Origin of the sequence: Ramlibacter pinisoli, assembly GCF_009758015.1 — a bacterium.
Taxonomy (GTDB): Bacteria; Pseudomonadota; Gammaproteobacteria; order Burkholderiales; family Burkholderiaceae_C; genus Ramlibacter; species Ramlibacter pinisoli.
The window spans coordinates 578,741-599,576 of record NZ_WSEL01000003.1 but is presented as its reverse complement, the minus strand read 5'-3'; the positions used below and the strand labels follow the sequence as shown (position 1 = coordinate 599,576).

Below are 20,836 nucleotides of genomic sequence, written 5' to 3'. Positions count from 1 at the left end.
TCAGGCGGCGCGGGCCGCCGCCAGTGCCTGCCCGCAGGCCCAGCCGCTGGCCCAGGCCCACTGGAAGTTGTAGCCCCCCAGCCAGCCGGTGACGTCGACCACCTCGCCGATGAAGTACAGGCCGCTCTGGCGCGACTCCATGGTCTGCTGCGACAGCATGCGCGTGTCGATGCCGCCGGCGGTGACCTCGGCCTTGCGATAGCCCTCGGTCCCGGTGGGCAGCAGCTCCCAGCGCGCCAGGCCCTGCGCCAGCGCGCCCAGCGCCTTGTCGGCGGCCTCGTTCACCGGGCGCTGCCAGCCCGGGTCCTGCTGCGTCCAGGCGTCGGCCAGGCGCGCGGGGACGATGGCCGCCAGTTCGTTGGCCAGCAGCTTGCGCGAGCGCAGCTTGGCCTGCGCGAGCAGCTGCGCGACGTCGCTGCCGGGCGCCAGGTCGACGCGGATCGGCGTGCCGGGCGTCCAGTAGCTGGAGATCTGCAGCACCGCGGGACCCGACAGGCCGCGGTGGGTGAAGAGCAGGTCCTCGTCGAATGCCATCGCCGCCTTCTTCTCGCCGGTGGCGATGCGCACCGGCAAGGCCAGGCCGGCGAGTTGCGCGTACGGCTGCCAGGCCTCGCCGCCGAAGGTGAGCGGCACCAGCGCCGGACGCGGCTCTACCAGGTCGAGCCCGAACTGGCGCGCCAGCCGGTGGCCGAAATCGCTGGCGCCGATCTGCGGGATGGACAGGCCGCCGGTGGCCACCACCACGCGCGGGGTGTGGACGGTGCCGCGGTCGGTGTCCACCGCGTAGCGCTCGCCCTCGCGGCGCACGGCCTCGACCCGGCACGGCTGCCAGTGCTCGACCCCGCCGGCGCCGCACTCGGCCAGCAGCAGGCGGATGAAATCCTCCGAGCTGCGGTCGCCGAACAGCTGGCCCTTGTGCTTCTCGTGGAAGGCGATGCCGTGCCGCCGCACCAGGTCGATGAAATCGCCGGCCGTGTAGCGCGAGAGCGCCGAGCGGCAGAACTGCGGGTTGCCACCCAGGAAGTGCCGGTGCGGCGCGCGCGGGTCGAGCTCGCGGTTGGTGAAGTTGCAGCGGCCGCCGCCCGAGATGCGGATCTTCTCGCCGACCTTGGGGGCGTGGTCGACCAGCAGGACCTTGACGCCCAGCTGGCCGGCGACGCCGGCGCAGAACAGGCCGGCCGCGCCGGCGCCGATGACGATGGCGTCGTAGACGCTAGGAGAGTCGCTCACGCGGCGATTGTCGCCGCCGGGCGCGGGGCTCAGGCCGCGCGGACGTGGCTGGTGGTGTCGGCCACCGCGGCGATGCCGCGCAGGACGTCGCCCACCACGATGACCGACGGGCTGGCCAGGTCCTCGCGCTCGATGGTGGCGGCCAGCTCGCCCAGCGTGGTGACGGCGTGGCGCTGCCCGGGCAGCGTGGCGCGCTGGACGATGGCCGCCGGCGTGTTCGCGGGCAGGCCGGTGAGCAGCTGCTCCTGGATGCCGGATGCGCCGCTGACGCCCATGTAGATCACCAGCGTGAGGCGGGCCTGGTGCGCGGCCTGTGCCAGCGCACGCCAGTCCGGGGCGTCGCCGCCGCGCTGGGCGTGGCCGGTGACGAACACCACACCCTGGGCGTGGTCGCGGTGGGTGAGTGCCACGCCCAGCGCGGTGACGGCGGCCAGGCCCGAGGTGATGCCGTTGACCACCTCGACGTGGACACCGGCGGCGCGCAGGTGCTCCACCTCCTCGCCGCCGCGGCCGAAGATGAACGGGTCGCCGCCCTTCAGGCGCACCACGGTCTCGCCCTCGCGCGCGGCCATGACCATCAGGCGTTCGATGAAGGCCTGCGGCGTGCTCTTGCAGCCGCCGCGCTTGCCCACGTGGACGATGCGCGCGCCCGGCCGGGCCAGCGCGACGATCTCCGGGCCGACGAGGTCGTCGACGAGCACCACGGAGGCGGCCTGGATGGCCTTCATGGCCTTGAGCGTCAGCAGCTCCGGGTCGCCGGGACCGGCACCCACCAGCGTCACCTTGCCCTGTGTCGTCGTCATCGCCATGGTCGTGTCTCCTGTCAGGCCTGGGCTGCCAGTCGCAAGATATGTTCCACCTGCAGCTGCAGCGAGGCCGGCACCGGCTGGCGGCCGTCGAGCACGTCGCCGATGTACGCGGCGGTGGCAGCGGGATCGGTGCCCTGCGGCCACCCGGGCAGGTCGGTCAGCGTGCCGCGCCGGCCTTCCTCGAGCGGCACGCGCCGGCCGCGCACGAAGCCGTCCATCTGCGGCAGGCGGCGCGCGTCGGCCACCACCTCGCCCTCGGTGCCGCGCAGCAGCAGGGCGGTGGTGCCCATCAGCTCGTAGACCGCGGCCATCGACACGGCGTATTCCGGATGGGTGTAGCTGCCCACCACCACGGCGGGCCCGTCGCAAGGATTCATCAGCTTGACCAGGCTGTGCGACGAGTTGCGCAGGCCGACGACCCGGCGTACGTCGAGCAGTCGCTTCAGCCCGGGGTGCAGCAGGTGCGTGGGCAGGTACGCGGCTTCGCCGGGCGCGATGGGGCCCACGGTCTCGCGCGCCTGGATGCCCAGCGGCTCCAGCACGTCGGCGACGGCGATGCGGCTGGTCTCGGTCGCGGCGCCGTGGATCAGCACCGGCAGGCCCTGGCGGGCCAGCAGCAGCGCGAGCAGGGGCGTGAGCACCGGCAGCCGGCGCGCCCCGTTGTAGCTGGGCAGGACGACCACGGCGCGCCCGGCCGCCGGCACGCGGTGCAGGCGGGCGTGGGTGGCGTCCAGGAAGCCGGCCATCTCCTGCGGCGTCTCGCCCTTGATGCGCATGGCCAGGCAGAACGCGCCGACCTCGAGGTCGCTGACCGTGCCATCGAGCAGCTGGCCGAACAGGTCGGCCGCCTGGGCGCGGTCGAGCGGACGCGCGCCCTGCTTGCCGCGGCCGATTTCCTTGATGTACTGGCTGATGCCCACGCGGTCGATTGTCCCAGAGCCCTCATGACCTCCGGTTAGACCGATATGCCGGCCGGCGCCGCGGCCCGGACCATGCGGCGCAGCTCGGGCACGCAGGAACCGCAATTGGTGCCGCACCGCAGCTGGTCCTGCAGGCCGGCCAGGCGCTCGTCCTCGTCGCCATTGCACTGCTGCAGGGCCTGCCGGATCTGGTCCTCCCGCACGTTGAAGCAGGTGCAGACCTGGCGCGACGCGGCCTGCACCGCCACCGGCGCCTTGGCGCTGGGGGCCAGCAGCAGGCGGCCGTAGGCCTGCGCCGGCAGCTCGTCCTGCAGCAGGGTGCGGATCCAGGCTTCGGCCCGGGTGTCGCCGGCCAGCAGGATGCCGTCCAGCCGCGCCTCGGCGCCGTTGCGCACCAGCTGGGCCACGCGGCGCTGGCCGTGCTTGGGGTCGTTGTAGCGCAGGCCCTGCAGGCCATCGAGCCCGAGCGCCACCTCGATCCGGTCCAGCACGGTCGCGGGCGGTGCGTCGTGCGCGGCGGCCCGGAACAGCACGCCGCTGCGCTCGCGGCCGAACGGCACGCAGGAGGCGAAGGGGAACAGCGCCATCAGGCCCTTGAGTTCCTCGCGGGCCCGCAGCGCACCGTCCTCCGGCAGCCAGGCCATGGCCAGCAGCGACCAGGGCAGCTCGGCCTTCAGGATCTTCACCGCCGCGTGCTTGAGCTCGGGCTGCTTGGACTGCGGGCAGTAGGCCGAGGTGGTCAATGCGTTGATGCCGGCCAGCGGGGTGCCGGTGCTGGAGCAGCCGGACAAATATTCCTCGCCCCAGTGCATGGCGATGAACGCCTGGCTCAGGCCGAGGCCGGTGTCCGCCTGCGCCGGCACCACGATGGAACCGCGCTTGGAGGTGACGTACACCAGGTCGCCGTCGCGCAGCTGGCGGCGCGCCATGTCCTGCGGGTGCATCTGCACGACCGGCTCGGGCACATGGCCGAACAGGCGTCCCAGCGTGCCGGTGCGGCTCATGCCGTGCCACTGGTCGCGCAGCCGTCCGGTGGTCAGCGAGAACGGGTAGCGCGACTCGCGCGGCTCGGCCAGCGGCTTGTAGACGGTGTCGACGAAGCGGGCCTTGCCGTCGGCGGTGGCGAACCGGCCGTCCTCGTACAGGCGCGCCCGGCCGGCGGTGGCACCGTCGGCGAACGGCCACTGGCGCGGCGCCGCCTCCAGCAGGGCGTAGCTCAGCCCGGTGATGTCGAGGTCGCGGCCACGGGTCGACTCGCGGTGCTCGTTCCACACCGACTCCGGCGTCTCGTACGGGAACAGCGTGGCCGTACGGCCCATCCGCGCCTCCAGCCGGTGCGCGAAGTCGACGCCGATGCGCCAGTCGTGCCGCGCCGCGCCGGCGGCCGGCAGGGCGGGGCGCACGCGGCTGATGCGGCGTTCGCTGTTGGTCACCGTGCCGTCCTTCTCGCCCCAGGTGGTGGCGGGCAGCAGCAGGTCGGCGAAGGCGCAGGTCGAGGTGGTGGCGAAGGCCTCCTGCACCACGACGAACTCGGCGCGCTCCAGGGCGCGGCGCACCGTCGCCTGGTCGGGCATGGATTGCGCGGGATTGGTGCACGCGATCCACAGGGCCCGGATCTCGCCGTCGGCGGCGGCCTGGAACATCTCCACCGCCGTGCGGCCGGGCTTGTCGGGCACCGCCGGCACGCCCCACAGCGCCGCCACTTCGGCGCGGTGCTGCGGGTTGGCCAGGTCGCGGTGCGCCGACAGCAGGTTGGCCAGCCCGCCCACCTCGCGCCCGCCCATGGCGTTGGGCTGGCCGGTGAGGGAGAACGGGCCCGCGCCGGGCTTGCCGATCTGGCCCGTGGCCAGGTGCAGGTTGATCAGCGCGGCGTTCTTGGCGGTGCCGCTGCTGCTCTGGTTCAGTCCCTGGCAGTACAGGCTGAGCGTGGCGTCCGAGGTCGCGAACCAGCGCGCCGCCGTCAGCAGGTCTTCCTTGCGCAGGCCGCACACCTGCGCCACCAGGTCGGGCGTGCAGTCGCGCACCGTGCCCTTGAGGGCATCGAAACCGGTGGTGTGCCGTTCGATCCAGCCGGCATCGGTCCAGCCTTCCCACAGCATGATGTGCAGCAGGCCATTGAACAGCATCACGTCGGTGCCCGGCTGCAGCGGCAGCACCAGGTCGGCGAGCTCGGCGGTGTCGGTGCGGCGCGGGTCGACCACGATCACCTTCATCTGCGGACGGCGCGCCCGGGCTTCCTCGATGCGGCGGTACAGCACCGGGTGCGCCCAGGCCGCGTTGCTGCCGGCGATGAACAGGCAGCCGGCATGGTCGACGTCCTCGTAGCAGGCCGGCGGCGCGTCGGCCCCGAGCGTGAGCTTGTAGCCGGCCACCGCGCTGCTCATGCACAGGCGCGAGTTGGTGTCGATGTTGTTGGTGCCCAGCAGGCCCTTGGCCAGCTTGTTGAAGACGTAGTAGTCCTCCGTCAGCAGCTGGCCGGAGACGTAGAAGCCCACCGCGTCGGGGCCGTGCCGGGCGACGATGCCGGCGATCGTGTCGGCCGCGTGGTCGAGTGCGGCGTCCCAGGACACCGGCTGCGGCGCCTCGCCGCGCTGGCCACGCTGCATCGGCTGCAGCAGGCGGGCCTGGCGCGTGATGGCCGGCGAGGCCGTCAGGTGCAGCGTCGAGCCCTTGGTGCACAGCCGCCCGAAGTTGGCCGGGTGGTCGGGATCGCCGCGCACGCCAGTGACCTGGCCGGCCTGCGACTCGATGACCACTCCACAGCCGACGCCGCAGTAAGGACAGGTGGATTTCGTTTCCGTCACGTCACTCCCCGTGCGGCGCCTGGACCTCGAAGGTCGCGTCGCCGACCGCCCCGCGCGAGGCGGTCGGGCCGGCCCGCGGCGCTGCGAGGTCAAGTGCCCGGGTGGCCAGTTCCCCGGCGTCGAGCAGCACGTTGCCGTCCTCGACGCGGCAGGCGAAGGTGGGCGTGCAGCCCTCGTCGGGCGCCTTGGCGCAACCGTCGTCCAGGCCGATGGTCTGGTTGTGCAGCGGGCAGGCCACGCTGGTGCCGAACACGATGCCCTGCGAGAGCGGCCCGCCCTTGTGCGGGCAGCGGTCGAGCAGGGCGAAGACCTGGTCCTCGCCATTGCGGAACACGGCCACGTCGACGCCGCGCGGCCGGGCCACCCGCCGCGCCCCCAGCACCGGGATGTCGTCCACCCGGCAGATCACGGTCCAGTCGCTCATCTCAGGCCTCCTGCGCCGCGGCATCCAGCTTGCTGAACTGGCGGGTGTCCACCAGGGCCTCGCGCTGCTCGAACCAGGGATCGGGTTCGCCGTCCAGGCTGAACTGCAGGCGCTCCCACAGCGCCTGGCGGCCCTCATGGTCGTCCAGGATCCTGGCCTTCACGTGGTCCAGCCCGACGCGCTGCAGGTAGTGCACCGTGCGCTCCAGGTACCAGCCTTCCTCGCGGTACAGCTGCAGGAAGGCGCCGCTGTACTCCAGCACCTCGGCGCTGGTCCTGACCTTGCAGAAGAACTGGCCGGCTTCGGTCTTGATCCCGCCGTTGCCGCCCACGTACAGCTCCCAGCCGGAATCGACGCCGATCACGCCGACGTCCTTGATGCCCGACTCGGCGCAGTTGCGCGGGCAGCCCGAGACGGCCAGCTTGACCTTGTGCGGCGCGTACATGCGCCACAGGGCGCGCTCCAGGTCCTTGCCCATCTGGGTCGAGTCCTGGGTGCCGAAGCGGCACCACTCGCTGCCCACGCAGGTCTTGACCGTGCGCAGCGCCTTGGCATAGGCATGGCCGGACGGCATGCCGATGTCCTTCCAGACGTTGGACAGGTCCTCCTTCTTCACGCCCAGCAGGTCGATGCGCTGGCCGCCGGTGACCTTGACGGTCGGAATCCTGTACTTGTCGACCACGTCGGCGATGCGGCGCAGTTCGTCCGCGGTGGTCTCGCCGCCCCACATGCGCGGGATCACCGAATAGGTGCCGTCCTTCTGGATGTTGGCGTGGCTGCGCTCGTTGATGTAGCGCGACTGCGGGTCGTCCCGGGCCTCCTTGGGCCAGGTGGAGATCAGGTAGTAGTTGAGGGCCGGCCGGCAGGTCGCGCAGCCGTTGGGCGTGCGCCACTCCAGGAAGCGCATGGTGTCGGGGATGGTGAGCAGCCGGTTGGCGCGGATCGCGTCGCGCACCGCCTGGTGGCCGTGGTCGGTGCAGCCGCACACCGCCTTCTTCTTCGGCGCGGCCGAGTAGTCGCCGCCGGCGGTGAACATGATGATCTGCTCGACCAGCCCGGTGCACGAGCCGCACGAGGCGCTGGCCTTGGTGTGCTTGCGCACGTCGTCCAGCGTGAACAGGCCCTTTTCCTTGATGGCCTTGCAGATCGCGCCCTTGCTGACGCCGTTGCAGCCGCACACCTCGTCGGCGTCGGCCATGGCGGCCGCCCGGTTCTGGCCCTGGTGGCCGGCGTCGCCCAGGTTCGACTCGCCGAACATCAGCCGGTCGCGGATGTCGCCGATCTTGCGGCCCTCGCGCAGCAGCTTGAAGTAGTAGCTGCCGTCCACCGTGTCGCCGTACAGGCAGGCGCCCACCAGCTTGTCGTCCTTGATCACCAGCTTCTTGTAGACGCCGCCGAACGGGTCGCTCATGACGATCTGCTCGGTGCCTTCGCCGCCCATGAACTCGCCGGCGGAGAACAGGTCGATGCCGGTCACCTTCAGCTTGGTGGAGGTGAGCGAGCCGGTGTAGCGGCCGATGCCGAACTGCGCCAGGTGGTTGGCCGCGACCTTGGCCTGCTCGAACAGCGGCGCCACCAGGCCGTAGGCGATGCCGCGGTGGGCCGCGCATTCGCCCACCGAGTAGATCCGGGCATCCGTGACCGTCTGCATGGTGTCGTTCACCACGATGCCGCGGTTGCAGTGCAGGCGCGCCTTCTCGGCCAGCTCGGTGTTGGGGCGGATGCCCACCGCCATCACCACCAGGTCGGCGTCGACCTGGGTGCCGTCCTTGAAGCGGATGCCCGTCACGCGGCCGTCGTCGCCGCCCACCAGCTCCTGGGTCTGGGCGCCGATCAGGAACTTCAGGCCGCGCTCCTCGAGCGACTTCTGCAGCAGCTTGCCGGCCACGTCGTCGAGCTGGCGCTCCATCAGCCAGGGCATCACGTGCACCACGCTCACGTCCATGCCGCGCTTCATCAGCCCGTTGGCCGCCTCCAGGCCCAGCAGGCCGCCGCCGATGACCACCGCCTTGCGGTACTTCGTGGCCGCCTCGATCATGGTGTTGGTGTCGGCGATGTCGCGGTAGGCGATCACGCCCTGCAGGTCCTTGCCGGGCACCGGCAGGATGAAGGGGTTGGAGCCGGTGCACAGCAGCAGGCGGTCGTAGGGCTCCTCGGTGCCGTCGTCGGCCCGCACCACGCGCCGGACGCGGTCGATCTCCACCACCTTGCGGCCGGCGTGGAGCCGGATCCGGTTCTGCTCGTACCACTCCCAGGAGTTCAGCACGATCTCGTCGAGCGTCTGCTCGCCGGCCAGCACCGGCGACAGCAGGATGCGGTTGTAGTTCGGGTGCGGCTCGGCGCCGAACACGGTGATGTCGTACAGCTCGGGCGCGATCTTGAGGAGCTCCTCGATGGTGCGTACGCCGGCCATGCCGTTGCCGATCATCACGAGTTTCATCTTCTTCATGCCTGGACTCCTGGCGGGATGGGAAGGAAGGGGTGTGGGGCCACGGGCAAGGCTACGATCGCCCCATGGCTCTGCAGGTGGACATCGGCTGGCACAGCGCACGCGGCGGGCGCGAGCACAACGAGGACTTCGCCGCCGCGTTGCGGCCGCAGCCGCACGAGGCCGCGCGCGGCCTCATCGCCGCCATCGCCGACGGCGTGTCGGCCGGGGGCGGCGGCCGCGAGGCGGCACAGACCAGCGTGATGGCGCTGCTGCAGGACTGGTTCGGCACGCCCGCGACCTGGGAGACCAGCGCGGCGCTCGACCGCCTGATCGGGGCCCAGAACGCCTGGTTGGCCGCGACCAACCGGCGCCGCGGGGCCGGCGCCATGACGACGCTCACGGCGCTGGTGCTGCGCGGCCAGAGCTGGACGCTGGCGCACGTGGGCGACACGCGCGCCTGGCTGCTGCGCGAGGGCCGCTGCACCCAGCTGACCACCGACCACGTGTTCGACCATCCCGACATGGCCAGCCGCCTCACGCGCGCGCTCGGCCTGGAGGACCACGTGCGGGTCGACTACCTGCAGGGCGAGCTGCAGCGCGGCGACGTGTTCGTGCTGACCAGCGACGGCGTGCACCGGCCGCTGGGCGGTGCGCTGGCGCGCGAGCTGCAACGGGCCGCGGGCGGGGCCCAGGCCACCAGCGAGGTGCTGGTCGAGGCCGCCCTGCGCGCCGGCAGCCGCGACAACGCCAGCGCCCTGGTGATCCGGGTGCAGGACCTGGCGGCCGTGCGCCTGGAGGACGTGCTGGTCGCCGGCCACCTGCCCGCGCCGGCGCGCCTGAAGGTGGGCGACACGCTGGATGCCTACACCGTCACGGCCCTGGTGGCCGACACCGGCGTCCACCGGCTGTACCAGGCGCGCGAGGCCGGCACGCGCGAACTGGTCACCCTGAAGGTGCTGCACGAGGCGCGGGCCGGCGACCCCGAGGAGCGCGCCATGCTGGCCCACGAGATCTGGCTGGGCCTGCGGCTGGCCGAGCAGGTCGGCGCCGGCCGCAGCGGTTTCGTGCGGGTGCGCCAGCCGCGCGAGCCCAGCGCCTTCTACGCGGTCTTCGACTGGCACGGCGGGCAGACCCTGGAGCAGGCCCTGTCGCGCCGCCAGCCGTTCACCGTGGAGGAGGTGGTGCGCAGCACGATCGAGGTGGCGCGGGCCCTGGGCCGGCTGCACCGCCAGGACGTGGTGCACCGGGACATCAAGCCCGGCAACCTGCACCGCGGCGACGACGGCCACTGGCGCGTGCTGGACCTGGGCGTGGCCGTGTCCGGCTTCGAGTCCGAGGCCCGGCGCGACCTGCACGCCGGCACGCCCAGCTACATGAACCCCGAGCAGTGGGAGGAGGGCGCCGGCCCCGCGACCGCGCAGGGCGACCTCTTCGCCCTGGGCGTGACGCTGTACCAGTGGCTCACGGGCCACCTCCCGTACGGCGAGATCGAGCCCTACCAGCGGGCGCGCTATCGGCGCGACCCGCGCCCGCCCAGCCGCCTGCGGCCGGACGTGCCCGTCTGGCTCGACCACGTGGTGCTGCGTGCGGTCGCCCGCGACCCGCGCCAGCGCTTCGAGACCGCCGAGGAACTGGTGCTGGCGCTCGAGCGCGGCGCCTCGCGCCCGGTCGCGGCGCCCGGCCCGACGCCGTACTTCACCCGCGACCCCGCCGGTGTCTGGAAGGCCGCCCTGGTGGCCAGCGTGGCGCTCAACGCGCTGCTGCTGGTCTGGCTGCTGTTCCTGCCGCGGTAGGGTCACGGTGCTGCCCTCTTGGCGCCGGCACGGCCGGCGGCCTTTGCCGATGACGCTCGGACCGGTGCCGCATGCGCTGGCGAGCGCGCACGACCGCCTTTCTCGGCCCAGGTGCGGGTCCAGCGGATCTGCATGATGCGCATCACCACCAGCACCACCACCGCCAGGCCGGCCAGCAGGAAGAAGCCGCCGGCGTAGCTGCCGAGGTATTCGCGGCACAGGCCCATCGAGCCGGGCACCAGCCCGCCGCCGAGGGCGCCGATCTCGCCGATCATGGAACCGGCCACCGCGGTGGTTGCCGGCCAGCGCAGCGGCACCAGCTGGAACAGCGCGCCGTTGCCCGCTCCCAGGGCCGCGAAGCACAGCATCAGCAGCAGCGTGGTGGCGACGAGGGAACCGCCTGACAGCCCGATCAGCACCAGCGATCCGGCCACCACGGCCAGCACCAGCGTGAGCGTGTTCAGGCCGCCCCAGCGGTCGGAGATCCAGCCCCCGACGACGCGCAGGGTGGCGCCCATGAAGGCGGCCAGCATCGTGAGCTGGCCCGCCTGCACCTTGCTGACGCCGAACTGCTCGAAGTAGTAGGAGGGCAGGAAGCTGGTCAGGCCGATGAAGCCGCCGAAGGTGATGCAGTAGATCAGGCTGAACACCCAGCCATCGCGCTCGAACAGGCAGGCCACGTGCTCGCGCAGGCTGGCGTGGGCGGCGACGTCGTCCGGCTCGCGCGCCAGCAGCACCATCACGGCCGCCGGCACCAGGATGGCGCAGGCCGCGACGCCGTACACGGCCTGCCAGCCCAGCCACTGGGCCAGCGGCGGCGCCACCAGCACCGAGACCGCGGTGCCCACGTTGCCGGCGCCCACCAGGCCCATCGCCAGCCCCTTGTGCTGCGGCGGGAAGGAACCGGCGCCCAGCGACAGCGCCACGCCGAAGCTGGCGCCCGCGATGCCCAGCAGCACGCCCATGGCCAGCAGGTCGTCGAAGTTGTGGACGAAGAACAGCCCGAACAGCATGGCCACGCCGACCAGGCCCATCTCGACCAGCGTGGCGTTCTTGCGGCCGATGTACTGGGCCAGCACGCCGAGCGGAAAGCGCATGACGGCGCCGGCGATGATGGGAATCGACAGCATCAGGCCCTGCTGGGACGCGCTGAGCTGGTAGGCCTCGCGGATGAAGGGCGCCATGGCGCCGTTGAGCACCCAGATCGCGCAGGAGAACGCGAAGTAGAGGAAGGCCGCGAACAGCGTGGGAGCGTGGCCGGACTGCAGGAAGGGAGTGCGCTCGTTCATGGTGTGTCTGGTCCCGGAGCCGGCCGGTCGGCGCGACGCCCAGGGGGAGTACAGGACAGCACACGACGATGTGCGCAAGACCGGCGGTACGGTGCACGGTCCGGGTGCAGCGGCACACCCGTTGCCGTTTCCCAAGCAGGGTCCATGCCAGCCGGGAGGCCTGGCGCTTGCACTATGCTCATCCCCCGCTCCGGAATCCGACCGCGTGACCTCCCTGCTGCTGCTCCACACCGCCGATGCCGGCGTGCCCCCGCTCGCCGACGACGCGCGTCGCGCCGGCTTCGACGTGCCGGGCGTGGGCGAATGCGCGAACCTGGTGCGCGAGGCCCTGCGCCTGCAGCCCGATGCGGTGCTGTGCTGGATGCCGCGGCCCGACGACGCTTTCCTGCAGGCCATCGCCACCCTGCAGAGCCAGCAGCGGATGCCGCTGCTGGTGTTCACCGACGATGCCTCGGCCGAACCGATGCAGCGCGCGCTCGACGCCGGTGTGCATGCCTGGGTGGTGCAGGGCTATGCGGCCCGGCGCCTGCGGCCGCTGGTGCAGCTGGCCGTGGCCCGGGCGGCCCACGAGGGCGCGCTCCGCGAGCGCGTGGCCGAGCTGTCCGAGCGGCTGGAGGAGCGCAAGCTGGTCGACCAGGCCAAGGGCATCCTGATGCGTGCCAGCCGGGTGTCCGAGCAGGAGGCTTTCACCCTGCTGCGCAGCGCCTCGATGCAAGGCAACCAGCGGGTGGGCCAGGTGTCGCGCCAGGTGATCGACGCCGCCCGGCTGGCGCAGGCCATCAACCAGGCCGGCCAGCAGCGCATGCTGTCGCAGCGGCTGGTGAAGCTGTATGCGCTGGCCTGCGCCGGCACCGAGGCGGCCGCCGCCAACGCCCTGGTGCGCGAGTCGATCGCCCGCGTCGAGACCAACCTGGCGGGGCTGCAGCAGACCCTGTCGCCCGAGACCTTCGGCGACCTGCTGGAAGCGGCGCAGGCCGGCTGGGGCGCGATGCGCGCGCTGCTGGAGCGGCGTCCCGAGACCGCGGCGCTGGCCGAGCTGGACGATCTCGCCGAGGCCGTGCTCGAGCAGGCCGAGGCACTGGTGTCGGCGCTCGAGTCGTCCGGGCTGGCGCGTACCGTGGGCATCGTCAACATGGCCGGCAAGCAGCGCATGCTGTCGCAGCGCATGGCCAAGCTGGCGCTGCTGGCCGCGCAGCCGGCCCTGGCCGCCGACGTGGGGCCGCGGCTGGAGCTGACCCGGCACGAGGTGGACGGCGGACTGGCGGCGCTGGCGGCCGCGCCGCTCGCCGGCAGCGAGATCGCGCAGCTGCTGGAGCGCGGGCGCACCGGCTGGCAGGCACTGCTGCAGGCCGTGCCGCGGGCCGGCCAGGCCGGCGGCCGCACGGCCCTGGCCGCCACCAGCGAGGAGTTGCTGGACACCTTCGAGCGGCTGACCACGGCCTACCAGCACAGCATCCAGGTCCTGATGGGCTGACCGGCGGGCCGTGTGGCGGGCCGCTAGGCGCGCCTTTCCATGTCGACGACCACCAGCGCCGGCTGGTGGTTCCAGCGCAGCGTGATCACGCAGGGGTGCTTGCGCACCCGCGCCCGCAGGCCGGCATGGCCGCGCAGCTTGGCCGGCACGCTGATGTCCAGGCCCGCACCCAGGCCCTGGCGCGCGTTGCCGGCCAGGGTGTTGGCGATCTCGCCCACCGCGTCCAGCAGGTTGCCCTCGGACAGGTCGTTCTCCTTTTGCAGCAGCAGCAGCTCGCGCAGCAGCTGCGGCGGCATGGAGACGGTGACGTGGCCCTTGTAGCTGCCGGAGAAGGTGACCACGCCATTGAAGTCGTGGCCCTCGACGTCCCCGGTGGCGAGGTAGGCCGAGGTGATCTGGGGCTCCTGGTGCGTGGTCGTCTTGAAGTAGTTCCGCACCGATTCGACGAACAGCTTGAGTTCGGCCTCGTGCAGGGAGTTGTCGGCCATCAGCGGGCCTCCATGACGTCGAGGAGGGCCATCTTCAGTTCGTCGTCCGAGAACGGCTTGCCGACGAAGCCGCGTGCGCCCTTCTTGAGCGCCGCGATGGCGGTGCTCTTGTCGGACAGCGCGCTGACCACCAGGATGTTGAGCTTGGGGTTCAGCCGCAGCAGGTGCTCGATGCACTCGACGCCGTCCATCTCGGGCATCGTGAGGTCCATGGTCACCACGTCGGGCTGGCTGGCGCGGGCGATGCGCACCGCCTCGGCGCCGTTGCGGGCCATGCCCACCAGGGACAGGTCGGCGATGCCGCCCTGCTGCACGACGCGCGAGATGCGCGAACGGATCATGTTGGAGTCGTCGACGATGAGAAGGCGCATGGTCAGGCGAACCGGATCTTGAATTCGGTGTGGCGGCCCGGCGTGGAGCTGAGCGTCAGGCGGGCGCCCAGCTTCTGCACGTTGGCCTGCACGAGGTCCAGGCCGACCCCACGGCCGGCGTGCAGGGACACGTCGGACGCGGTGGAGAACCCGGGGCGGAAGATGTGCGAGACGATCTGGCGGTCGTCGAAGTTCTCGAGCTGGGCGGGGGTGTACCAGCGCAGGTCCAGCAGGCGCTGGCGCACCCGGGGGGCCGACAGCCCGCCGCCGTCGTCACGCACCGACAGGCACCAGTCGGCCTCGCCGCGCACCAGCTGCACCTCGACCTTGCCCTCCTCGGGCTTGCCGGCGGCGCGTCGCTCGGCCGGCGGCTCGACGCCGTGGGCGAGGGCGTTGCGCAGCAGCTGCACCGCGATCTCGCGCACCAGGCCGGCAGCCTCGGGCTCCAGGTCGGCGACGGCACCCATGCGCACCGTCGGCTCCACCTTCTTGCCGCCGGCGGCCGCCACCTCCTGCGCCAGCCGCACCAGGGCGGCATTGCCGGCATCCGCCGCGGCCGGCTCGGCCGCCGCGCGCTGCACGCCGGTCAGGGCCTTGAGGGCGCCGATCTTGGTGAGCAGTTCCTCCAGCGGCAGGGGCAGCGCCACCAGCGCGGCCCCGATGTCGCCGCCGCCGGTCTGGCGCACGCGCGCCAGCTCGGTCTCGAACTGGTGGGCCTGGGCGGCGATGCTGTCCAGGCCCAGGGTGGCGGCGTCGCCCTTGATCGCGTGGACACGACGCGCAGCCTGGTCCAGCCGCTTGAGGATGGCCGCCTCGCCCTGCGTGCCGGAGGTGCCGCGCAGCAGGTCGTTGACTTCCAGCAGGCCGGTCTCGGCGTGCCCGACGAACTGGCGCAGCAGCGCCGGGTCGGCGTCGATGGCCTTGAGCAGCATCCCGAATTCCTTCTGCGAGCGCTGGCGTTCCTCGCCCAGCTTGCGCTCCAGCTCGATGCGGGCGGTGATGTCCTGCACGGTCACCAGCAGGTGGCGCACCGCGCCGCCGACCTGCACCCGGTTGAAGTGGAACGAGAGGTAGCGGCGCGACTCGCGGCCCAGGCGGTTGTGCGTGAGCAGCTCCACCTCCGACAGCGGGTTGATGTCCTGCACCAGCGCTTCCTTGACGTGCGCCGAGAACAGCAGCTCGACGTAGTCGCGGGCGTCGGACAGCGCCTTCTCGGTCACCAGCGGCTGCAGCACGGTGAAGAAGTTGTCGCCGGCGGCCAGCTGGCGGCCGAACAGGCCGTGAGCCGAGGCCGACAGCTGCGAGCCGAGGCGGAAGTCGGGCGTCAGCAGGAACAGGCCCTCGCGCACCGAGGTCAGGATCTCGCGGTTCTCCTCGTTGGCCGATTCGATGGCGGCGTCCGACGTCTGCAGGCGGCGCAGGAACTTGAACAGGATGAAGGCGAAGTTCAGCAGCGCGAGCACGATGCCGCCGGTCTGCACCAGGCGCAGCGTGCTGGCCCGCGAGGCGCCGATCTGCTGCGTCTCGGTGACGAACTCGTTGGCGACATTCAGCAGCGCGATGTTGCTGGCCTGGCTGTAGGCCAGCGCGTCGGCCAGCTGCTGGTCGCCGAAGCCGTCGGCCAGGAGGGGCTGCAGCTTCTGGAAATAGGGCTTCCACAGCGTGTCGACCCGGGCCTCCAGCGCACGGCCCTGCTCGGACGTGACGGCGTCCAGGAACACCGGCTTGCCGTCGCCGCCGGGGATGGTGGCGCCGTGCTTGAAGGCCTCGTGCGACAGGTCGAAGATCTTTGCGCCGGCGCGCAGCTCGGCCAGCGTCTCGGCCTTCATCGGGCGGCCGGCGGCACGGGCGGCGTCGAGCTCGAGCAGGGTGCGCGCGATGCGCTGCGAGACGTAGCGCTGGCGGCCGGCCAGGTTGATGGCGACGGTGTCCTGGTCGATCTTGAACGACGTGTAGAAGTTCAGGACCAGCACGCCGAGGTCGAACAGCAGGAAGAACGCGACCGCGATGATGATCTCGCGGTACTTGCCGAACTGGAAGGCGCGCGTGCCGGTGCGCGCGGGCCGCGGCGCCGTCGCGCCGGGATCGAGGGGAAGGACAGCTGCCATGGGTTCCTGGTGGTTGTTGTGAAGGAGCGGCCCGTGGCGGGCCGCCGCATCTCAGGCGCGCAGCGCCACGTCGGCCTTGGCCAGGCTCTTCATCGAGCGGCCGGCGTGGATGGTCTCGACCTTGCGCTGCTTCTCGTACAGGAAGGTCAGGATCTCCTGGCGGCAGTGGTTGTAGACCTTGTCCTCGGCCAGCGCGATCCGGTTGCGCGGCCGCTCCAGCGGCACCGGCAGGATCTGGCCGATGGTGGCCGACGGGCCGTTGGTCATCATCACCACCCGGTCGGACATCAGCACCGCCTCGTCGACGTCGTGGGTGATCATCAGGACGGTGTTGCCCAGCTCCGACTGGATCCGGATCACCTCGTCCTGCAGGTGGGCGCGGGTCAGCGCGTCGAGCGCGCCGAACGGCTCGTCCAGCAGCAGCACCTTGGGTTCCATCGACAGGGCGCGCGCGATGCCCACCCGCTGCTTCATGCCGCCGGAGATCTCGGAGGGCAGCCGGTCGAGCGCGTGCGTCATGTTCACCATCGCCAGGTTGTGCAGCACCCACTCGCGGCGCTCGGCGGCGGTGCGCGTGCGCCCGAAGATCTTCTCGACCGCGATCTCGACGTTCTGGTAGACCGTCAGCCAGGGCAGCAGCGAGTGGTTCTGGAACACCACCGCGCGGTCCGGGCCCGGGGCGTCGACCTCGCGGTTGTCGACGATGACCCCGCCCGAGCTGGCCCGCAGCAGGCCGGCCACGATGTTCAGCACCGTGGACTTGCCGCAGCCCGAGTGTCCGATGAGGGAGATGTATTCGCCGCGGGCGACGTCGAGGTTGATGTTGCGCAGGACCTGGTTGATGCCGCTGGCGCCGGTGAAGGTCATGTCGACCTGCGAGAGGGAGAGGTAGCCGTTGCTCATGGTGGGGTTCCCTGTCAGCTGGCTGAGGTGCCGCGGGTGACCTTGCGGCCGATGAAGGCGACGATGCGGTCGAGGGTGAAGCCGATCAGGCCCACGTAGACGAGCGCCAGGATGATGTCGCTGATGCGCGAGGAGTTCCAGGCATCCCAGATGAAGAAGCCGATGCCCACCCCGCCGATCAGCATCTCGGCGGCGATGATGGCCAGCCAGGACAGGCCGACCCCGATGCGCAGGCCCGAGAAGATGAAGGGCGCGGCCGCCGGCAGCATGATCTTGCCGAAGTACTCGACGCCGTTCAGGCGGATCACCTTCGCGACGTTGCGGTAGTCCTCCGGGATGTTGCGGATGCCGATCGAGGTGTTGATGATGATCGGCCAGATCGAGGTGATGAAGATCACGAAGATGGCGCTGGGATGGCCGTCGCGGAAGCCGGCCAGCGAGATCGGCAGCCAGGCCAGCGGCGGCACCGTGCGCAGCACCTGGAACAGCGGGTCCAGGCCGCGCAGGGCCCAGGTCGACTGCCCCACCAGCACGCCCAGGCTCACGCCCACCACCACCGCCAGCGAGTAGCCGTAGGCCACGCGCTTGAGGCTGGCCAGCAGCTGCCAGGCGATGCCGACGTCGTTGCCGCCGCGGTCGTAGAACGGGTGCGCGATCAGCTCCCAGGTGTCCTGCACCACCTTGCTGGGCGCCGGCAGGGAGGCGCCGGGCCGCGACCCCAGCATCTGCCAGATGATCAGCAGCACGCCGAGGATCAGCAGCGGCGGCAGCACGTGGGTCATGAAGCCCTGGACGGCCTGGGCGCCCCAGGCGCGCAGCCGGCCCGGCACGGCTGCCGCTGCGGGCAGCCCGATCGTTTCGACGGTGTCGGTGCTCATCGCGTTCTCCTCAGGCCGCCGACTTGATGTTCTTGATCGCCAGGCTGTCGAGGTACTTCTTCGGGTTGGCCGGGTCGAACACCTTGCCGTCGAAGAACTTCTCGACCCCGCGCGAGGTGGAGGTGGGGATGTCCTTCTTGTCCACCCCGAGTTCGGCCGCCGCGGTGCGCCAGATGTCCTCGCGGTTCACCTTGGCGATGAGGGCCTTGGTGTCGATGCTGGGCGGCAGGTAGCCCCAGCGGATGTTCTCGGTCAGGAACCACAGGTCGTGGCTCTGGAACGGGTAGCTGGCCTGGTCCTTCCAGTAGCGCATCTGGAACTTGCTGTTCGCTTCGATGCGGCCGGTGCCGTAGTCGAAGTCGCCCTTGAGCCGGTCGACGATGTCCTCGACGGGCGCGCTGATCCAGCGCCGGCGCGAGCAGATCTCGGCGACCTCGGCGCGGTTCTTCGGGTCCTCGCACCACATCTGGGCTTCCATCACGGCCTTGAGCAGGGCCTTGGTGGCGTTCGGATTGGCCTGCACGTAGTCGGCGCGCATCGCGAACGCCTTCTCCGGGTGGTTCATCCACATCTCGCTGGTGGTCAGCGCCGTGTAGCCGATCTTCTGGTTGATCAACTGGCGGTTCCAGGGCTCGCAGACGCAGAAGGTGTCCATGCTGCCCACCTTCATGTTGGCCACCATCTGTGCGGGCGGCACCACGATGGTGGTGATGTCGCGGTTGGGGTCGACGCCGCCGGCGGCCATCCAGTAGCGGATCCACATGTCGTGGGTGCCGCCGGGGAAGGTCATGGCGGCGTTGACCGGCTTGCCCGACTTCACGCGCTTGGCCAGCAGCGCCTTGCCGAAATCCTTGTTGTCCAGGCCGACCTTCAGGTCCTTGTATTCGTTGGCCACCGAGATGCACTGGCCGCCCAGGTTCAGGCGGGCCAGGATGTTGATCGGCACCTGCACGTTGTTGGCCGTGGTGGCGCCCGTGGTGATCAGGTAGGGCATGGGCGTCAGGATGTGCGCGCCGTCGATGCCGTTGCTCTTCGAGCCCAGCACCAGGTTGTCGCGCGTCGTGCCCCAGGACGACTGCTTCAGGACCTCGACCTCGGTCATGCCGTGCTTCTTGAAGAGGCCCTTTTCGTCGGCCACGAACAGCGGCGCGGCGTCGGTCAGCGCGATGAAGCCCAGCTTGGCGGCCTTCGTCTCGAGGGCGGTTCCCTGCGCCAGGACGTGGCGGGGCCACAGGCCTCCGGCAACGGTGGCGGCACCCAGGGCGGCTGCGCCCCTGAGGACGGCGCGGCGCGTGGAAGGAATCGCTTTGGTCTGCATTGCGTGCTCCAGGAAGTGACGAAGAAGTGGCGAAACAAAAAAAATGGCGCCCATCTCGCGACGGGCCCCTTGGTCGGGGGCACATCGGAAATGGACGCCGTTGTCCAGGATTCGGGAATCGGTTGCGGATACCGCCGTTGGCATCCGTTGCAACCTCACTTGCACGGACCGTGCCAACCTGCTCAGCCAGTGGAGATGCGCTGTGCGCGGCCCTTTCGGGGCATTCGGCCGGGCGCGAAGGGGTGGTGCCGCGCCGTCCGCGGGCGCCCGTGCACGATTTTTGTGCGCTGCAGCAGGGTGCCGCTCAGCGACCGCCCGGCAGCACGTCGGCCAGCGACAGCACCGCGTTGGCCACGTCCAGGATGCGGCGGTTCTGGTTCATGGCCATCTGCCGCAGCGCCTTGTACGCCTCGTCCTCGCTCATCTGGCGGTGCGCCATCAGCAGGCCCTTGGCGCGTTCGATCAGCTTGCGTTCGTTCAGGGTGGCGCGCACGGCATCGAGTTCGTCACTCATGGCCTGCAGCCGGCGCGACTGCTCCTGCACCATGTTGAAGAGCGAGCGCTCCAGCAACGGGCCGAACCGTGCGGCGCCGGCCGCGCCCGGTGCGGCGCCGGTGCTGGTGGAGAGCGCGTCGAGCGTGGCGCGCTGGTCCTGCAGTTCGGCCCGGGCCTGCGCGATGCGCTCGCGGCACAGGTCGCGCAGGTTGACCGCCAGCAGGTCCTCCACGCTGCGCATCGCATCGATGCGGCGGGTGCAGTAGTCGTACCACCGGTTGGCCAGGCCGGCCTCGAGCTCCCGGCGCGCGGTGCAGCCGATGCGCCGCAGGCGTTCGACCTCGGCCAGGACCGTGGAGTCGCGGGCGGCCTGCTCGGCGCGCAGCACCTGCGGGTCGGAGAAGTCGGCGAACACCTGGAAGCAGCCCTGTTGCGACTCGATCAGGTGGCGCCAGTGCTCCTGGCCGGCGGAGTCGATCACGCCGGTGGCGAACGCCCGCGCGCCCAGTGCCCGCTCCTGGCCGGCGAACTCCTTGCCCTGCATGAAATTGAACAGGGCGACCAGGGCGCGCGAGACCTCGGGGTCGGTGGCGGTGTCGGCCGCCTCGAACACCACCGCCAGCAGCCCGGAGATCAGCCGGCCGAAGGCCACGGCGGCTTCCGCCGCGCCCAGGCCCTGGGCGTCGACCCGCTCGCGCAGGCGCGGCAGGCCCTCCAGTCCATGGAGCACCACCGCCACTCGGCTGAACAGGCGCGAGCCGCTGCGGTCGTCGGCCGAGCCGGTGGCCATGCGCTCGAACCGCTCCCGCACCTCGCCCTCGCTGGCCAGGCACTCGGCGACCTGGTGCGCGCGCAGCTCGCCGAACTGCGCGCCGTGCGAGCTCAGGAAGATGCTGGACATGCCGCGCTCGCGCTGCAGTGCATGGATGAAGCGCGCGATGACGCCGACCAGCTCGGCGGTGCGGCCGAGCTGTTCGAGTTCGGCGATCTCGCATTGGCGCGCGGCCAGCAGGAAGTCGGATCCGGATCTCATGGGATCGGGCGTTGCAGCAACAAGCGTGCCGCCAGCTCGGCGGCGGGGCCGCGGAGGGCCTTGGCTAC

At 71.3% G+C, this 20,836-nt stretch carries 16 protein-coding genes; 2 read left to right on the top strand and 14 right to left on the bottom strand.

The genetic code is table 11. From position 1 onward, the window contains the following. The 6 genes from GON04_RS04045 to nirB are packed head-to-tail and all read right to left on the bottom strand — an operon-like array spanning nt 1 to nt 8,636. Nucleotides 1-1,230, bottom strand: coding sequence for an aminoacetone oxidase family FAD-binding enzyme (locus tag GON04_RS04045; protein ID WP_181653878.1), 1,230 nt, complete (start codon nt 1,228-1,230; stop codon nt 1-3). Between the two features lie 29 nt (nt 1,231-1,259). Beyond that, nucleotides 1,260-2,033, bottom strand: a complete 774-nt coding sequence (gene cobA / locus GON04_RS04040; RefSeq protein WP_157398338.1) for a uroporphyrinogen-III C-methyltransferase — start codon at nt 2,031-2,033, stop codon at nt 1,260-1,262. Nucleotides 2,034-2,053: 20 nt separating this feature from the next. Further along, on the bottom strand, nt 2,054-2,959 hold the full coding sequence (ybiB, locus tag GON04_RS04035; protein ID WP_181653877.1) for a DNA-binding protein YbiB: 906 nt from the start codon (nt 2,957-2,959) through the stop codon (nt 2,054-2,056). Between the two features lie 35 nt (nt 2,960-2,994). Continuing rightward, the gene (locus GON04_RS04030) at nt 2,995-5,763 is read right to left on the bottom strand and encodes a molybdopterin-dependent oxidoreductase (protein ID WP_181653876.1); all 2,769 of its coding nucleotides are present in this window, start codon (nt 5,761-5,763) and stop codon (nt 2,995-2,997) included. 1 nt (nt 5,764) lies between these two features. Then, nucleotides 5,765-6,187, bottom strand: coding sequence for a nitrite reductase small subunit NirD (nirD, locus tag GON04_RS04025; RefSeq protein ID WP_157396683.1), 423 nt, complete (start codon nt 6,185-6,187; stop codon nt 5,765-5,767). Nucleotide 6,188: 1 nt separating this feature from the next. Then, a complete protein-coding gene (gene nirB / locus GON04_RS04020) occupies nt 6,189-8,636 on the bottom strand; it encodes a nitrite reductase large subunit NirB (RefSeq protein ID WP_157396682.1) in 2,448 nt (815 codons plus the stop codon). Nucleotides 8,637-8,701: 65 nt separating this feature from the next. Here nirB and GON04_RS04015 point away from each other — a divergent pair, with 65 nt between their 5' ends. Beyond that, complete coding sequence (locus GON04_RS04015; protein WP_157396681.1) at nt 8,702-10,411, top strand: bifunctional protein-serine/threonine kinase/phosphatase; 1,710 nt, start codon at nt 8,702-8,704, stop codon at nt 10,409-10,411. A 2-nt stretch (nt 10,412-10,413) separates the two neighbouring features. Here GON04_RS04015 and GON04_RS04010 read toward each other — a convergent pair whose 3' ends face one another. Then, a complete protein-coding gene (locus GON04_RS04010; RefSeq protein ID WP_157396680.1) occupies nt 10,414-11,700 on the bottom strand; it encodes an MFS transporter in 1,287 nt (428 codons plus the stop codon). Between the two features lie 205 nt (nt 11,701-11,905). Here GON04_RS04010 and GON04_RS04005 point away from each other — a divergent pair, with 205 nt between their 5' ends. Next, nucleotides 11,906-13,174: a type IV pili methyl-accepting chemotaxis transducer N-terminal domain-containing protein gene (locus tag GON04_RS04005; RefSeq protein WP_181653875.1), complete on the top strand. Its 1,269-nt coding sequence runs from the start codon at nt 11,906-11,908 to the stop codon at nt 13,172-13,174. A gap of 23 nt (nt 13,175-13,197) precedes the next feature. Here the strand turns inward: GON04_RS04005 and GON04_RS04000 are convergent, their stop codons facing one another. The 7 genes from GON04_RS04000 to GON04_RS03970 all read right to left on the bottom strand — a co-directional run bounded on the left by GON04_RS04000 (nt 13,198) and on the right by GON04_RS03970 (nt 20,768). Continuing rightward, nucleotides 13,198-13,662, bottom strand: a complete 465-nt coding sequence (locus tag GON04_RS04000) for a chemotaxis protein CheX (RefSeq protein WP_157396678.1) — start codon at nt 13,660-13,662, stop codon at nt 13,198-13,200. Then, nucleotides 13,662-14,033: a response regulator transcription factor gene (locus GON04_RS03995; protein ID WP_157396677.1), complete on the bottom strand. Its 372-nt coding sequence runs from the start codon at nt 14,031-14,033 to the stop codon at nt 13,662-13,664. Before GON04_RS03995 ends, GON04_RS04000 begins: the two co-directional genes overlap by 1 nt. Nucleotides 14,034-14,035: 2 nt before the next feature. Beyond that, nucleotides 14,036-16,141, bottom strand: a complete 2,106-nt coding sequence (locus GON04_RS03990; protein WP_157396676.1) for an ATP-binding protein — start codon at nt 16,139-16,141, stop codon at nt 14,036-14,038. Nucleotides 16,142-16,192: 51 nt separating this feature from the next. Beyond that, the gene (locus GON04_RS03985; RefSeq protein WP_157396675.1) at nt 16,193-17,044 is read right to left on the bottom strand and encodes an ABC transporter ATP-binding protein; all 852 of its coding nucleotides are present in this window, start codon (nt 17,042-17,044) and stop codon (nt 16,193-16,195) included. A 14-nt stretch (nt 17,045-17,058) separates the two neighbouring features. After that, complete coding sequence (ntrB, locus tag GON04_RS03980; RefSeq protein ID WP_157396674.1) at nt 17,059-17,922, bottom strand: nitrate ABC transporter permease; 864 nt, start codon at nt 17,920-17,922, stop codon at nt 17,059-17,061. Between the two features lie 10 nt (nt 17,923-17,932). Continuing rightward, nucleotides 17,933-19,240 (bottom strand): CmpA/NrtA family ABC transporter substrate-binding protein, encoded by a 1,308-nt coding sequence (locus GON04_RS03975; RefSeq protein ID WP_157396673.1) that lies wholly within the window; start codon nt 19,238-19,240, stop codon nt 17,933-17,935. A gap of 304 nt (nt 19,241-19,544) precedes the next feature. After that, a complete protein-coding gene (locus tag GON04_RS03970) occupies nt 19,545-20,768 on the bottom strand; it encodes a nitrate regulatory protein (RefSeq protein WP_157396672.1) in 1,224 nt (407 codons plus the stop codon). Between the last annotated feature and the right edge of the window lie 68 nt (nt 20,769-20,836).

Excerpts from the sequence above, each read along its gene's own strand:
- ntrB (WP_157396674.1), bottom strand. The coding sequence starts at position 17,922 with ATGAGCACCGACACCGTCGAAACGATCGGGCTGCCCGCAGCGGCAGCC.
- GON04_RS03985 (WP_157396675.1), bottom strand. The coding sequence starts at position 17,044 with ATGAGCAACGGCTACCTCTCCCTCTCGCAGGTCGACATGACCTTCACC.
- nirB (WP_157396682.1), bottom strand. The coding sequence starts at position 8,636 with ATGAAGAAGATGAAACTCGTGATGATCGGCAACGGCATGGCCGGCGTA.
- GON04_RS03990 (WP_157396676.1), bottom strand. The coding sequence starts at position 16,141 with ATGGCAGCTGTCCTTCCCCTCGATCCCGGCGCGACGGCGCCGCGGCCC.
- GON04_RS03995 (WP_157396677.1), bottom strand. The coding sequence starts at position 14,033 with ATGCGCCTTCTCATCGTCGACGACTCCAACATGATCCGTTCGCGCATC.
- GON04_RS03970 (WP_157396672.1), bottom strand. The coding sequence starts at position 20,768 with ATGAGATCCGGATCCGACTTCCTGCTGGCCGCGCGCCAATGCGAGATC.
- GON04_RS03975 (WP_157396673.1), bottom strand. The coding sequence starts at position 19,240 with ATGCAGACCAAAGCGATTCCTTCCACGCGCCGCGCCGTCCTCAGGGGC.
- nirD (WP_157396683.1), bottom strand. The coding sequence starts at position 6,187 with ATGAGCGACTGGACCGTGATCTGCCGGGTGGACGACATCCCGGTGCTG.
- GON04_RS04015 (WP_157396681.1), top strand. The coding sequence starts at position 8,702 with ATGGCTCTGCAGGTGGACATCGGCTGGCACAGCGCACGCGGCGGGCGC.
- GON04_RS04010 (WP_157396680.1), bottom strand. The coding sequence starts at position 11,700 with ATGAACGAGCGCACTCCCTTCCTGCAGTCCGGCCACGCTCCCACGCTG.
- cobA (WP_157398338.1), bottom strand. The coding sequence starts at position 2,033 with ATGACGACGACACAGGGCAAGGTGACGCTGGTGGGTGCCGGTCCCGGC.
- GON04_RS04000 (WP_157396678.1), bottom strand. The coding sequence starts at position 13,662 with ATGGCCGACAACTCCCTGCACGAGGCCGAACTCAAGCTGTTCGTCGAA.